Source organism: Halopiger xanaduensis SH-6, assembly GCF_000217715.1.
Lineage (GTDB): Archaea > Halobacteriota > Halobacteria > Halobacteriales > Natrialbaceae > Halopiger > Halopiger xanaduensis.
The window spans coordinates 1-14,529 of the sequence record NC_015667.1 but is presented as its reverse complement, the minus strand read 5'-3'; the positions used below and the strand labels follow the sequence as shown (position 1 = coordinate 14,529).

Annotated in this window: 10 protein-coding genes; all 10 read right to left on the bottom strand. The window is 57.4% G+C overall.

Annotation, left to right across the window (positions count from 1 at the left end; genetic code table 11):
- Nucleotides 1–479: 479 nt before the first annotated feature.
- From HALXA_RS19570 to HALXA_RS19525, 10 genes are read right to left on the bottom strand one after another with little or no spacing between them, the layout of a single operon-like run.
- Nucleotides 480–1,991 carry a primase-associated protein gene (locus HALXA_RS19570; protein WP_013881808.1) on the bottom strand — a complete coding sequence of 504 codons (1,512 nt, stop codon included), beginning with the start codon at nucleotides 1,989–1,991 and terminating at the stop codon, nucleotides 480–482.
- Nucleotides 1,988–2,872, bottom strand: a complete 885-nt coding sequence (locus tag HALXA_RS19565) for a DNA primase (RefSeq protein WP_013881807.1) — start codon at nucleotides 2,870–2,872, stop codon at nucleotides 1,988–1,990. The genes HALXA_RS19570 and HALXA_RS19565 overlap by 4 nt, the downstream gene beginning before the upstream one ends.
- Nucleotides 2,869–6,675, bottom strand: a complete 3,807-nt coding sequence (locus HALXA_RS19560) for an ATP-binding protein (protein WP_013881806.1) — start codon at nucleotides 6,673–6,675, stop codon at nucleotides 2,869–2,871. Before HALXA_RS19560 ends, HALXA_RS19565 begins: the two co-directional genes overlap by 4 nt.
- Complete coding sequence (locus tag HALXA_RS19555; RefSeq protein WP_171814700.1) at nucleotides 6,668–8,899, bottom strand: VirB4 family type IV secretion system protein; 2,232 nt, start codon at nucleotides 8,897–8,899, stop codon at nucleotides 6,668–6,670. Before HALXA_RS19555 ends, HALXA_RS19560 begins: the two co-directional genes overlap by 8 nt.
- Nucleotides 8,883–10,004, bottom strand: coding sequence for a hypothetical protein (locus HALXA_RS19550; protein WP_049895631.1), 1,122 nt, complete (start codon nucleotides 10,002–10,004; stop codon nucleotides 8,883–8,885). The genes HALXA_RS19555 and HALXA_RS19550 overlap by 17 nt, the downstream gene beginning before the upstream one ends.
- 6 nt (nucleotides 10,005–10,010) lie before the next feature.
- The gene (locus HALXA_RS19545; RefSeq protein ID WP_013881803.1) at nucleotides 10,011–11,072 is read right to left on the bottom strand and encodes a hypothetical protein; all 1,062 of its coding nucleotides are present in this window, start codon (nucleotides 11,070–11,072) and stop codon (nucleotides 10,011–10,013) included.
- 5 nt (nucleotides 11,073–11,077) lie between these two features.
- Entirely contained in the window at nucleotides 11,078–11,935 is an 858-nt protein-coding gene (locus tag HALXA_RS19540; RefSeq protein WP_013881802.1) for a hypothetical protein, read from the bottom strand.
- Entirely contained in the window at nucleotides 11,932–13,665 is a 1,734-nt protein-coding gene (locus HALXA_RS19535) for a hypothetical protein (protein WP_013881801.1), read from the bottom strand. The genes HALXA_RS19540 and HALXA_RS19535 overlap by 4 nt, the downstream gene beginning before the upstream one ends.
- 27 nt (nucleotides 13,666–13,692) lie before the next feature.
- The gene (locus HALXA_RS19530) at nucleotides 13,693–14,106 is read right to left on the bottom strand and encodes a hypothetical protein (protein ID WP_013881800.1); all 414 of its coding nucleotides are present in this window, start codon (nucleotides 14,104–14,106) and stop codon (nucleotides 13,693–13,695) included.
- A 6-nt stretch (nucleotides 14,107–14,112) separates the two neighbouring features.
- Entirely contained in the window at nucleotides 14,113–14,391 is a 279-nt protein-coding gene (locus tag HALXA_RS19525; protein WP_013881799.1) for a hypothetical protein, read from the bottom strand.
- Between the last annotated feature and the right edge of the window lie 138 nt (nucleotides 14,392–14,529).

The following is a 14,529-nucleotide window of genomic DNA, read 5'->3' as shown; positions in this document are numbered from 1 at the left end:
CACCTTGTCAACCTATGCGCTAAGTCTGATACTTCTGTACTTCCGCTACCCCTGTGATGGCCCCTCGGCCTGAGAGAGCCAGCGGCGCCTGCACCGTTATACCCTAGCCTTCCTTTGGACAATTCTGGAGGTGCAGAGAACATTGAAACGGGCGTATATTTAGCAAGAGGCCCGTCGGGCAGTTCTCAGCCGTTACTGATGTCCTCGACGAGTGCTAAGATACTGTGATTGGACGGAATTGTGCTTGACGAGGTGGTGAGGCCCTCGAATTCAAACGAATTTAATTCTCCTAATAGGTGAGACTTGGCAGAACTGACTGACGACAAATGATGGGTTGGGTGAGATCGATTTTACTGACTCCTCCGTTTTTGCTCAAATTGGGCGATACAAGGCCTGAAAAGTGCATGACGAGATTACAATATCCGTTACACTCCCGTCTTCTGAAGAATGCTATGGAACCTTACAATCGACTGTCTGCGTTAGAACTCGTTTCTGTTACCCTCGGTTTCACTTAGTTGATCGTACATCTCATCGGGGAACGGGAGACTCCCCCAAATTGAGTATGGACACTCATCTTGTCCGATGCAGTACCGCTGCATATCGTCGTTATCGCAGTTCATCGGAAGCGGGGTATCGCCTTCAATCGTGTTCGAGAACTCGTAGCGAATTTGGTAGTCGGTGACCTGTTCATCGTACCACGGCCACTGCGAGAAGACGTCCTTGAGATCTGTGACAATGGTCTCGAGGTCGCTGTCCTGATACTGGGGCAGCCACATCACCATCCGGGCGAAGTTGTACAGGTCCTTTCGGACTGGCTTCTTCTCGTGAAGGCGTTCGGCCATATTGGCCATACAGGGGAGTTCGAACAGATCCTCAATTGTCTCGACGTTGAGGGGCTGGACGCCACACGAAGACTTCTGAACCCGATAGTGGTTCGTATTACCGTGCTCTCGAATGGTCAAGCTCCGGTGGTCGCGCTGGGATGCGAGGAGGTTCCCGAGGCTTCGCGGACTCGAGATACGATTACACACGTCTCGCTTCCAGTCTGCTTCTGGGTCGTACGCCTCCACTGCTTCAAACAGCTCCTTCGCCGAGTGGAAATCCCCCAGCGTGGCGACCTCATCTGGAGCGGCTTGAATCGCGTCCCGGAGTACACGGATGGTCCGTTCACCAGGGTTCCAGTCTCGCCAGATTCGGTCGTGGTGCCCCGTCTCGATGAAGCGGTCGATGCGTTCTGTGATAGCCGACTCATTCGTCGTTAGCCACGTCAGCTGGTCTTCGGAGAGGTTCTCCTCTTGAACTCGCAGGAGCTTCTTGAACGCACGTCTGGCGTACTCGCGATACTTCGTGTCAAAATCACCGACTGGAACGTAGAGTCGGTTGTTCTTGATGCGAGTGAGCAGTACCCCGGCTTCTCCGGGCTCAGTATCGGCGTGAACGAGGCATTTCCTTGATGCCGCGGCCATCGGAATTTCGAGATACAACCCCTCACCGAATTCCGGCATCTCCTTGATCCCTGTACAAACGCGGCCGGGATGCGGACCATCCTCTCCGGGATCTTTCGCGTACAGTACCTCTGCGATATCCTGTTGGAGACTCCCATCACCGAATTCTCGAAGGAGGGAAGCGAGATTGTTGACGTAGAGCTCGCGAATATCGTAGAGGACCTGCACTTTTCGAGGCGGGGCGTGCTCGAACTTCGGATGTTCCTTGACACAGATCGCGCTCAACGTCGCGAGGACGGCGAGTGTTCCCGGCTCGTCGACGAAGGGATCCTCTGCGGCATTGGCTCTGACGTCTTCTTTGAACGCCGCAGTCCCGAATCGCTCGAGGTCGTTCAACAGGTCTTCTGGTTGGTCTTCGCCGTCGATGATGTAGCGATTGTAGCCCCGCGTAAACAGCTGGTTGATGCGTGTCGTGCTGTATTCAAGCGGGAGTGTCGCGACGCGGTAGGCGGTACGCTCGTCCTCGACAGGGGTCGATTGACTCATGACTGGATGACCTCCGGTATTGCAGACCGAATGTCGAAGCTCGGGCTCTCTATCGGCGTGACGATACTGCAGACGTCAGCGTGCAATGAGTAGGGGAGCCGGGCGACTCGACGACGGTCAGCGGTAACCACTGGATCGATGGGAATCTCGTAGGTTTCTTGCAGAAGGTCGTTCAGCACTTCTCGACTCTTGGCGTCATATCGATGAGCAGGGTCGGTATCGAGGAGATAGACGTGAACGCCCTGGCCGCTGTACACTACCATCGTATCCTCGGCGTTGAAATCGTTCTCAAAGATATCTCGCACCTCGAAACCGTACTCAATGGCCCGTTCGATATCCGCGAAAGAATACGGGTAGCCTGCTGGGTCTGCTTCGAGAATCCCTGCGGCATCGAGCAGTTCCTCACTGTCCTCTGTAACGTCCTCGTCCAGCACTGCTTGCGCTGCTCGCTCTCGGGCTATCGTTTTCGCATCGATATCGACGAGAAGCACCCACGGCCGTTCCCAGTGATCGAGGGCGTAGTAGACCGCATCAGGGCGTGGATCTGGTTTCTCGAGCAGGTCGGGATCTGCGAGTGCGAAGTCACTCCGGCCGAGTGGGTCATTCCGTGCTGGATTGCGGATGAACTCGAGGATATCATCGAAGTCGTGGAATGCTGCTGAGGTCCGCTCTCTGGAGGTGTTCGTTTGCCAGGTGTCTCGTCGGATGAAGTCCTTATCCGGGACTCCGTCTTTCCGTACCGGGTGGGGTTCTCGAAACGCGAGCGCGTACTGTTTCGGTCCCTGTGCTGTGATGAACGACGGGAGTTCGTCGACGTACGAGGGGAACTCCTCCGTGTAGTACCTGTAAATCTCCTCGCACGTAGCTTGGCGCCAGCTCATGGATTGAACCCCTCATCGAGCTTGTTGAAGCTCCGAATCGTCGTCATCCCCTCTGCGTCGAACGATTCGACGGCTTCCCGAATATCCGAAAAGCGACGGGCTGCACGCCCACTCACATTGTTTTCTATCCGGTCAGCTTCCGCGAGCCGATCCAACACCTCAACGGCTGTCTCGCGTCTATTGAATGCCCAGACAGCGTTTGCGTCCACCGCACTCTGCTTGTCGTAGTCGTCGACCGGCGCATGTTTGTTGTTGCTCGGGAGTTCTGCTTCACCGACCCACATGAGTTCTCCGTCAGCGTCGAAGGCGGCGACGTCGAACACCGTCTCCTCGTCGTATTCATAGTAGGGTTCGACCTGCACGACGTCGTTGCGCGCTTCTAACCATAGTTCGAGCAGCTTCACACCGACCTTGTGCGGCGTCTTCTCGCCGATATCTCCCTGACCAGGGCCGACTTTGAGCTTCTGGCCGAGCAGTTCACGCCCTGCCGGAAGGACGGTGTAGTACTTCCGACTACAGGCTCGTCCTTCTTCCAGCAGGTTCTGGTCGATGAGCCGCTGTACGTCCAAGTTATCAAAGTCGTCCTTGAACGCACTCATTGAATCCAAGAGTCCGTGATTCGGTGCGTCCCTGTTCATCACATCAAGGACGCGAGTCAAGAACCGGATGTCGTCGTGAGTGAGCCCGCGCCGTCGGAGCTCGTCATCGGAGACGGTTACGCCATCTGCCTGTACTGGCGACGATCCGTTTTCGTCGACGGCGTTCGTCTTCTCTTCTGTGGCTGACTCTTCTGACTCTACGGACCCCATATTTCCAAACAGCGAATCAATGTTATCCGCGTCTTTCTCCTTCTCTTCGTCGGCTGCTGAACCACTAGCTGCCTGTCCGATGAAAGACGACTGCGTCGATTCCACAGGGTTAGCGGACTCTGCGGATGTCGACTGTCCAGCGTTCGATCTACTCCCCCATCCCTCATCGTCGGCTGTCTCCGATTCGCGTGGGGTCTCAGCAAGTCCGTACTGGGCCTGTGTACGTTCCGACAGCCGTGGAAGAGCCACAGTCTCGAAGTGGTCCTCCTGTTCGACAGAGAGCGGCTCATCGCTTTCTGGATGGCCCGCTGCTATCGGGAGCGGTTTCACTGAGAACGGAGCAGGCCCTGTCTTCCCAAACGATGGGCTCGGGAGTTGAGCAATCCACTCTCCGCTGGGGAGCGTATTGACTCGATTTCGAAGATCAGTCGGACTCAGGTCTTCGTGGGCCAACGACTCGGCGAGGTCGCGCTCGATGGAGATGTTCCCGATGAGCTTTGTCTTGATGTTGTTGAGGACCTCGTCGTAGGCGCGCTCGTTTCGATTTCGAACCTGGCCGGGGAACTGCATCACCAGCCCCATGCTCAGGCCGAACGACCGTCCCTGTGGAAGCAGCTGCTCAGAGACGAGTTTTGTCGAGGCCACGGGGGCGGCCTCTTCGATGATGAGATTGGTGAGGTTCTCGTAGTCGGTCTTTCCATCACGCCGGCGAACCTGGACGGCGTCCCAGAGATTACTCAACAGAAGGAGGGTGATTGCCCGCTGTGCTTCTGGACGCAGATCGCCCAAGTCGAACAGAATCGTGGCGTCTTCGTCGAGGAACTCGCGGAAGTCGAAGCGGTTGTCAACATACTCGCCGTCATCGTCTTGTTTCGGGACGTGGCTGAAGATACGTCGCAGGTGCGCGTCTTCTCTGAGCTTGTCTAGACGGTTTCCGACGGCGTCCATCGACACCTGAAACCGGTGGTCGTCCTTCGCGAAATGCCGCGTGAGTGACTCCTCGACGTTCCTGTTGTCCGCCGACACCGGTGGGATAGTTTGCTCTCGTTGCATCTGGAGAGCTGCGGCGAAGAGGTCATCCAGTCCGAAGACGTCGCTTCCGTACTCCTCGTCGAAGAGTGCCTTAATCAGGTAGCTGAGGATTTCGTTGGCGACGAATGCTTGGCCGTACTGTTCTCGGCCCATAATCATTCGGAGGATGTCGTGGAAGTGGTCTACCTTGTCCTGAATCGCGTCCTCCCGGTTGCGTCCAGCTTCCAGGGCTGGGCGAATATCGAAAAACGAGAACGCAGGGAGAATCTCCGGGACGCGGAACTGATAGACGTCGTCCAAGCCACCGAACTGGTCATAGTGGCAGCGCAGGTAATTCTCGCACATCCCATCGCCCTTCGGATCGACGATGACGACAGGACCGCCTGTCGTCTCCCGAAGCGAAAGAGCGTCGTTGATGATCGCCTTTGACTTACCGGCGCCAGTCGACGCGAACCGGCCATAGTGTGTCGTCAACAGGTCTGGTGGGATCCGGATTGGGTCTGATCGTGGCTCACCGTTCTCGTCGAGTGCGTAGCCAATAGCCATCCCTTCTTGGAATTGCTGAATCAGGTCTGGATTGGGACACGGCAACGGATTCCGGCTCTGCTGTTCGGCTCGAGTCCCGCGTATCCCTTCGACTGTCAGCTGTTCAGAGGAGGGGACAAGGACGAAGTTGGCGAGCTCCGTCCCACAGAGAACTAGCTCGGGCCGTGTCTTTCCACGCCCCGTCGTCAGTCCACGGTTGAGGAGGCGCTGGAGAGCCGCCCGTGCCTTCTTCTCCTTGGTTTTCTCACGGAAGCCGCTGTCCCGGAGGCGTTTCCCCTCGACTTCGTAGAACGGTCCATCAAGCGGGTCGAACACGGGGAGGAGCGAGTCCATCCGGCCATCGAGGTCATCACGGGTATCGTCGGTGGGGACGCCGATGGCCCGGATATTGACTGTGAACGACCGTTTGGCGTTTTTCGCGTCGATAGACTTGATTCGCTTCTCGACAGCCTCACTGAGCTGCCGTTCGTCTTGGTCGCTCCGTTGCTCCTCAACCTCGAGCAACGATCCGACGACCTCTTGGAAGAACGTATCCCGGCCGTCGACGAGGTCCTCTTTCCGCACCTCCGCGTCAGACTGCCAGCTCGAGCGCCGTTGGAAGACGACCTGGAACGCGGTCGGTGCTGTCGCCTCCATCAGGTGATCGATCAGCGACGCGAGCGCTGCGCCCGGTTGGTCGACCGACGAGAGGTCGCCGTTCGTTTCCTCCACTGTGAACGGCGTCAGCGAGGTCATCCAGTCCTGCTTCCGCGACGCGGAACCACACCATCGAACCCCGAGCGGCGAGACGGCGCCGGGTGCTGGCCGCGCTAGAATCATCCCATCAGGGGTCATCGTCGGCTTCTCGATCGGTGGTTTCTCCTTGTCCTCCGGGAGTGTCTCGGGCGTGGCTAGTTCAAGGACAGACTCTCCGGCGATAACGTGATGGTCGGGAATTGCAGTGGATATCGTGCCGCCGTCGACAACCGGGTCTGCGTCGGCTGACTCGAAGTCTGCTGGCTCTTCGTCAAGGTGGTCGTACTGTTCCGCCGAGCCGAACTCGTATTGAAGCTCCCCGGCTTCGTAGTGTTCGACGAATTCCTGTGGTGTGAACTCGACTGGCTGAATGAGCCGGGCAGCGACATCGACGTCGACGCGTTCGATATCGAACGTGGCTGGATAGATCGAGCGAAGCCGCTTCTCGAGGGTATCGAGGTGCGCATCGGCGCCGTAGAAGAACTCCACCGGCTCATCTGGGCCATCACTTATCGCCAGGAACTCGAATCGCAGTGGCGTCTCACTGCGGAGCGGGTTCAACTTCGCGCCGAGGCCTGACGAGTCGGGCGTGGTCAGTTTGTGGAGGCTGTCGAGGATTCGGGGGATACTCTCCGGATCGAGTCGCTCGGATGTCGGTGTGACGCGCAGGTACTCAGCCATCGTTCGTCTCCTCCGTAGATCCGCCATCTGGCTCAGCTCCGACGGCGTCTGGTTCCTCGTTCGATTCGCTCGTTTCGTTCGTTCCGTTCGTTTCTCGATATTGGAGCTCTTCCTTGAACTCCAGCATCTCGGTCTCGGCGCTGTCACCGGCGCCCGGTAACGAGGAGCGAACTTGGGAGGTTGGATCGAAATCGATGACCTGCTTCTCCTTGGGCATCGCTTTGACCTTGATCCCGCGCCACTCGCCGTCGACACCGACGAGCGCTTCGGAGAAGCCGGCGTCCTCGTTGCCGGGGACGGCATCTTGGACGAATCGCATCTGGGCGTAGTTCAGGCCGAACTCATCGGACCACTCTTCGTCCATCCCGTCCAAGCGGTGGAACTGCTTGACCGCACACTGATCGAGGATGGCCTCGGACTCGGCGTGCTCAAAGAACTCGTCGACGGTCTGCGTAACCAGTCGGATCGAGAGGTCGTGGTGGCGGTGGTGCCGGAAGACTGTCTCGAGGAATGCCAGACTCGCGGCATCCTGCATGATGTACCGCGCCTCGTCGATGTAGAACACCACCTCCTTCTCCGAAACTTTCGCCCGCTCGTAGACCAGTGAGATAAGCAGCTGCATTGTCAGTGCCGTGCTGCTGTCGACGCTGCCCTCCTGCTGGGCGAGATCGAGGTAGATGACTTTCTCGTCCCGGATGTCGAAATCGGATTCCTGGCCAAGATTGGCGTGACGGCCACCTTCCTCGAAGGGGCGGAGCTGATCGAGAAGCCACGTCGCGTCCTTCTTGATCTTCCCGGCTTCTTCGTCGGACCGCACAACGAACTCTTCGGGGTTGTCGATCATATCCTCGAAGACGTCCATCATATCACGAATCGTCGGGCTCGAGTTGCTGTGCGTCGAGATATCATCGGTGATCCCGTTGCGCTTGTATGCTCGCTTGAGTCCGAGTTCGAGCGTCGTCCGACGGTCGCCAAGCGAGATGCCGCGGAGCGCGAAGAAGTTCGTCAGGAAGCTCATCGCGTCGTCGAGCTTCTCGTTGAACGGGCTCGCGTCCTCGCCCATCGCCCGCTGGACGTGCTCGGGCGTCTCCCGAATCTCCAAGGGGTTCAGTCCGAGCGTCCCGCCGACTGTGATGCGTTTGGCGTCGAGGGCTTCGGCGACGCCGGTCCAGTTGTTCAGCGGCTCGAGGATGATGCCGATTCGGTCCTTGCTCTGCTCGATAGAGCGGATGAAGTTCTGTTTCGAACTGAACGACTTCCCCGACCCCGTGTCGCCGACGGTGAACATCGCGTAGCCGTTGTCTCGCGCGAACGGGTCGATGACCACCGGGCTCTGGTTGTCCTTGTGAATCCCGAACTCGACGCCGCCCTCCTCGAGGATCGTCGCGTTGTGCGGCGAGGACAGCAACGCACCGACGGCGCCGCCGAGCGCAATCGACGTCCGCCCGAACTCGTTGTCACCGATGGGCGCGGCGGACTGAAGGGCGAGATCCTGTCGACAGATCGCCGTCTTCGGCGTGAGGTTGGCCGGGTCGTCGCGGAGCGCACTCTTGACCTTCTGGACGGCGTCCCTGAGCTCGTCCTTCTCGTCAGCCCGGACCGTGATGAACATTCCCTGGTCGAAGACGCTCGCGCCATTCTCGACGGCCGTGTACGTCGCTGCGGCTTCATTGGCACGCTCTTGTAGATAGGCACTCCGGACGCTTTGTTCGAGATCGGCGTCAACCTGAAGATCGTCGGCGATATCCTGCAGTTCGGTCCGTGCCCGTTCCTGATTCTTCGGGGTGATGTGGGCCGTCAGATCGAACTGGACGTCGGTCATCTCGAAAAGATCGCTCAGATAGCCATCGTTGGGATAATCAGGATAGTCCGCGATGTACAGCGTCGTTGTCCACTGCTCGCCAACGCGTGCGGCTCGTGTTTCCCACTCGATAGCGGCCGGGGCGGTGACCGTCTTGTGCGACTCGGCGATGTCGTCGAGTAACCGACGTTCGGCCCCGCCTTCCTCCAGCGTCTCTTCGTCAAGCAGATCCGAGAACTCGACCTCTTTTTCATCGTCCTCGGTATACCGGTCCCAGAGAAGTTTCCCACCGACGGTGAGAACGACTACGACCCCGACGTAGAGGGCCGCACCTTCGGCTGAGGTCGGGTTTGAGAGCCACTCCACAAGCTCGGCGACAGCACCGCTGCTCGTCTGGAGGATCACGTTACCCATCGTGGGCATCCTCCCGGCACGAGTGGCCGATAATCGGTTGTTCACGAACGACCCGTTCAGCCTCGTCATAGTCGTGTTCGCGGCCGTTCCAGAAGTCCATATTCATCACGAACAGCTCAACCGTGCTGAGCCGACGTGCCGACCACCCCGAGGCCTGCTGAATGAATTCGGACCGCACGTCGTTGATGCGGCTGTCGAGTTTCTCGAACATCTGGGCGCGACGCTCAACGTCGGTGAGGTTCTCGCGACGAGTAACGAACGGGTTAAACAGGAAACCGATAACGGGGAACTGAGTCAGCTTCTCGGCAGGGGTTCCCTCGTCGCGGAAGCGATCATAGACCTCCAGCGGCGTGACCTGAACGCCGATGTAATAGCGAACCTGCTGGATCCCCCGTTCACGCATCTCTTTCGGCCGCGTCTCCCGATACTCCTCGAGGAGTTCCCGGAAGATGGGATTCTCTTTGACGTCCTCGTCGTTCAGGCGGTCTTCGATGTTCTCGGTAATCTGATCCACCGGGAATGACCGGGTTGTCGCGTGGAGTTTGAGCTTCGAGTCGAGTTCTTTGTTGGCGAATTCCTCGCCAGCTTCCTGGAGTTCTGCCCAGTCGTCGGACATCGCGAAGTCCATGTTATCTGGGTCGATTTCGATGAACGCCTCCATCGTCCCGTCGGCGCGTTGGATCGCACCAGCGCCTGGCCACGCCCGCTTGATGTTTGTGAGGTCCTGCGTCCGTTCATCGGGCTTGAACGGCGTGTAGTTCGCGAGGCCGCCCTCGTTCCGCTCCGTTTCGTTGGTACTACTGTCAGCCTCTTCTGGAGCACTAAACGTTACTTGGGGACGTGTCATATATCGATAGACATCCTTCGCCCACGTCCACGCATTCAGATGATCGGGAGAGACATAGACGATCGCCACGCCGAAGCCGAATCCGCCGGCAACGAACGGGAGAGCGAGCGATTCGATCCCGGTGAGTCCAGCTAGGAAGAGGCCAACGATTGGGAAGGCGATCAGGACACCCACGTCACCCTCATCGATATTGAGGTAGGGGATACGACTTTCCTCGCCAAACTGGTCCATGATGCGCCGTGCAGCTGCGTCTTGATCTATTGACATGGGTTGCTAGTAGCTTCCAGGGTCGTTCTCGGTCCGCCGATACGATGGCGTCTCGCTGTCTTCGTCGCTGTTCGTGCCTCGTGCGGCCGCCTTCTGGGCGATAGCGTGACCTGCGGCGGCTTTTGGTCCCCACCGGGCAGCGGTTGTCGCGACGCCAGCGCTACCGACGTAAGCACCGGCAGCTACACCTCCGATGAGGGCTGCACTCTTGGTTGCCCCTCCGAGAACTTTTGCTGTCAGCGGGGTTGCAAATTTGAACGTCTTCCAAGTGAGATAGAGAGCAATTAGAGGGAGAGAAGCAGCGACTAGGTACTTCAGAAATGCGCTATCTGGGGAAAGCGCGCCTTCTGAGTAAAGAAGGTCGTATCCTTTGAACACGACTGCTGCTGGAAGGGGAAGAACTGCAAGCGGAACAAATCGTTTGGAAAACCCCATCGCAATATCGGAAAGAACCGGGATATTACCGTATGCGAGAGCGAACGCTATCGGCATTCCGTAGACATACACATAAAGGAGAATCTCTCGAATGTAATACAGTGCTTCAAGCGCCCACATCGAGAGACCCCCTATAACTGCGAATACGAATGCCAGTCCAGGGTTCGTCAGTGACTCCTTGAGGAAGTTCAACATTGCATCACCAAGAGAATCCAGACTCGGCATCAACGCAATCGTGAATCCATCAACGATGTAGAGGCCAAGAATACTCACCCAGTACCAAGTGATGATGAGGAATGCACCGACCCAAGCAGTTTTCTTCGTTCGTCTCGCTTCGTAAGCGCTCCCAATATTGAAGATTCGAATTGTGTGTCGGCCTTGAACGCACATCACCAGTAGAAGTAGTGAGATAAGCATGATCTCCCCACCGACCAATGCATCACGTATTGCTGGCCAAGGACCGTTAGTTGGGGCACCAAAGACAAATGCGCCCTCCGTCTCTGGCGTAGGTGTTCCAAACATTTCCTCCGTGAGGGTCTCATAACCGTTGTTCAACCCCTCCATGAAAAGGCCGATAACCCAGTCGACAATGTCTTTAAAACCTTCTAAAACAACGTCAATGAGGTCTACCATTGTTATCACTCACTGATCGTAATTCCGCAATTATCGAACTCTTCTGAAGCAGAGTAGTGAATGCCGTATGTCTCTGACACCTGATTAGAGCCGACTTGCGTCTTCAGGATGACCTCGAACTCCCCATTTTGTTCTTCGCTTTTACAGGAGGTCCCATCTCCTCGAACGAAGGCAAATGGGGAACGGTAACTGTACAATGTAAGCTGCTCTCCTGGTCCTATGACCACCTCTTCAACTTCTGTGTCCTTCTCGGGATCGTATATACCGCTTATATCCTCGTTGTTGGCGTAGTTTGTCCCCTCTTTATCTGAAGGATAGGGGACATCGCCAAGGAAGAGGAGCTGCGTTATCGTATCCGGGCCATTACCTCGGTTTTCGACAGATACGAAGGCCTCCTTAGAGATCTTATCACTTGAGCTATCCCACATCCTTTCAGGCTGGTTCTTCCCTATTCCTATTTCCATAATTCTAAGATTTGGATGAACGGAAAGAGAGGACTCCTCTACAGTCTCTTCGCCCGCTAGCGCAATAACATGATACTCACCAGGGGAATAGGACGCTCCGAGTTCGAACGTAACTTGTTGTGCTCCTGTAGCAACATCACGCTGGCCGAACGGTTCTCCATTCGGCTGGATTAGATTGACTTGGTCGACGTCAGCATCTTCCGAGAGTTCGACGACAAGCGTTGTTCCATCAACAACGACACGCCGAAGAGGGCCTTGGCTGTTTGAAGAGGGAGATCCATCGCTGGGCGTTCCAGAGTTCCCATTGGTATTTAGACAGCCAGCAATGCTCGTGAGAGCGGCTCCAGAAACTGTTTGAAGGGCGGTACGTCTGCTGAGGTGTGGATTGTGCTTCGTCATGGTTCTTGTTGGAAAATGTCTTCTGGGCCAAGCATCCGCAGGAGTCGCTTGCCGGCATAGAACATCACGAAAAACGGCAGGAGCTGCCAGCCAACTTCGAACACGAGGGCGAACCAGCCCTCAATGGTTCCGAGTGGGTGCCAGCGGACCGTCGCGGAATCGCTCACATATGCGGGATCATGTCCGAGCCACGAGCCCGGATGGTAGTTGGCCGTGTAAATCCCCGACTCATCGATCGTTACGATTGCCACACCCGATTCGTTGGTCTCGACACGCTGATCTGCGACGGTGATGTATCCATTTCGAGTCGTTCCACGAATCGGATACTGGCGGGTATCGTCGAGCGTGATTGGGGCGCCGGTCTGATTGTCTTGCAGTTCGATCCGGAGTGTTGCCTGTGACTGGTTCTGCTTGTGGACCTTCACGGTGAGGTTACTTCGCCGGAGCTGTCGCTCGGAGCCCCCGTCCGGCTCGGCGATCGAGGCGTTCACGCCACGGACGATCCCCGCGACGTGGAGCGCCTCACGGTCGACGGTCTCCGCCCGAACGGCGACGCCATACGTCGTCGTGTACGATTGGTTGGCGATGTCGATGTTGACGTTATCCCCGATGGAATCGACCGGTGACGGGCGGTCAGTCCCCCACGTCTCGATGAGTTTGGGGCCGTCTCGAACCGGCTCGGCGCGCGGACCGATGCGTGAGGGATACGCGTGGACGTACACGGGAATCGCGTCAGACTCGACCGTGGTCCTATCCGTCTGATTAGACTGAACGAGCATGTCCCAGTTGGTGTTCCGAGCAGTGTAGAACCGCCAGACACCGCGGACCCGGGCATCGTCATCCTCAGTGAGAGTATAGCCTTGCCACAGGCGGGACTGGAAGATCGCTACGCCGGCATCGCCGTTGGGGTACTCAGCGTAGTAAGGATACGCCGAGAGGTCGTAGATCTCAACGGCGATCGCGTCCGAGACGTTGCGTGATTCCGTCCGGTAGGTGACGTCGACGTCCGTCCGGTTGCCTTGGTCGAACCGAGTGGTCTTCTTCAGACGGACGCTGATTTCCGCTTCGAGCGAGAGATTCGCGCTCCAGTCATCCTCGACCTGGTAGTCGAGGACTGGCGTATGGGACCCGTCCTGCGTCGCAATGGTTTCGCCATCCTTCTTCAGTTGGACTTCATCGATTTTGTGCTCCATGAGCGACCACTCAATGGTCGTGTTCTCGGATGAACTCCCGTTCGGGACCCGCACGCGATAGTCGATGAATCCCCGCATGGTCCCGCTCGGCGCGATGTACAGGGGTGTCTCATCGGATTCGAGGTGCCCCCGTGTGGAGGGCTGGACCGCGAAGATCGTGGCGTGGGCATCATCGATGAAGACACCATCCTCGAGGTCCGCGTGCGACGGATGCACGGACGTGTCTGCTCCGCCGGCGTCGAGGTCCTCGAAGTCGTTCCGAGTCCACGTCGCTGCGGTCGCCGGCGGTCGTTTGAACGTGACGTCGGTCCCATTCGCAACCTGGTGGACGGCGGAGCGGTTCTCGCCGTACCGCTGGCGGTACTCCTCCTGGCTGATGTAGTTATCTGAATCACGCGACCAGAGTGTCGCTGACTCGTTCTCGGTGAGTCCGTTCTCCTCCGTACCTGGCTGCGGCGGGTCAGCGGCGACGATGCCCGTGACTATGCTCGTCACGAGCAATCCGGCCATGAGTACGGAGAGCACTCGGTGGTTCATTGGCTCACGTCGGGGATAGTAGACAGTTTACCAGGGGACGAGATCAACGCACTGCGCCAGCGGGAGGCTCATCATCGACCCAGCGACCGTATACAGCGGGCCAAGGACGACGAGGACGACCGCGGACTTCATCGCTGAGCGCTTGTGGCGTTTGAGGCCTTTCTTCTGCTCGGGATGGAGGGTGAACATCTCGATGAGGGAGTCTGCCTGCCAGACGATGGCGAGGCCAACGATTCCTAGGGCGGTGGTGAGTTGGAAGAATCCCTCAATCATGCTCGGAAGGTTGTCCGCGCTACAGACCGCGTTACTCTGCGCAGTGACCGACTGGACGGCGAACAAACCCAAGAAGACGATCGTGAGCACGGCCTGTCGAGTGATTCTGCCGGTCAGGGGCGACCCAGTGCGATGCTCAAGGTCGGAAGGAGACTTGCCTTGTGACATAACGGATTAACCATCAGTAGCGTCTTCAGCCGTTGGCCGGCTCTGCTGATCTTCAACGAGCGACTGGAGATCGTCGAATCGGTTCGTATCCGCTGCGATCTCTTCAAGCGTATAGCCCTGCTCACGGGCCCGCTCTAAAAGATCGCGGAGTTCATTGGGGTCAACACCGCGGACTTCCATTTCCTCACGGAGGGCGCGGCGATAGAGAGCGGAGGCGTTGATATGGTCGTTCCACATCAGGTACAGGTCATGAATCTCTTCGACGGTTACTGACCTCGTTATCATGCATGCGGGTATAGGTGTGCATTGGCTGAGTTCCGGTACATGTTTGCTGACTATCTTGAATTAGATAAATATTCTGTATTTATAGTATTGATATTAATCTCAATATCCATCTGAAGATGGTTCGAGAGCATCCCGAAT

What these genes read in the sequence shown, in the direction of transcription:
- HALXA_RS19570 (WP_013881808.1), bottom strand. Translation starts at nt 1,991, where the DNA reads ATGAGTCAATCGACCCCTGTCGAGGACGAGCGTACCGCCTACCGCGTC.
- HALXA_RS19565 (WP_013881807.1), bottom strand. Translation starts at nt 2,872, where the DNA reads ATGAGCTGGCGCCAAGCTACGTGCGAGGAGATTTACAGGTACTACACG.
- HALXA_RS19560 (WP_013881806.1), bottom strand. Translation starts at nt 6,675, where the DNA reads ATGGCTGAGTACCTGCGCGTCACACCGACATCCGAGCGACTCGATCCG.
- HALXA_RS19555 (WP_171814700.1), bottom strand. Translation starts at nt 8,899, where the DNA reads ATGCCCACGATGGGTAACGTGATCCTCCAGACGAGCAGCGGTGCTGTC.
- HALXA_RS19550 (WP_049895631.1), bottom strand. Translation starts at nt 10,004, where the DNA reads ATGTCAATAGATCAAGACGCAGCTGCACGGCGCATCATGGACCAGTTT.
- HALXA_RS19545 (WP_013881803.1), bottom strand. Translation starts at nt 11,072, where the DNA reads ATGGTAGACCTCATTGACGTTGTTTTAGAAGGTTTTAAAGACATTGTC.
- HALXA_RS19540 (WP_013881802.1), bottom strand. Translation starts at nt 11,935, where the DNA reads ATGACGAAGCACAATCCACACCTCAGCAGACGTACCGCCCTTCAAACA.
- HALXA_RS19535 (WP_013881801.1), bottom strand. Translation starts at nt 13,665, where the DNA reads ATGAACCACCGAGTGCTCTCCGTACTCATGGCCGGATTGCTCGTGACG.
- HALXA_RS19530 (WP_013881800.1), bottom strand. Translation starts at nt 14,106, where the DNA reads ATGTCACAAGGCAAGTCTCCTTCCGACCTTGAGCATCGCACTGGGTCG.
- HALXA_RS19525 (WP_013881799.1), bottom strand. Translation starts at nt 14,391, where the DNA reads ATGATAACGAGGTCAGTAACCGTCGAAGAGATTCATGACCTGTACCTG.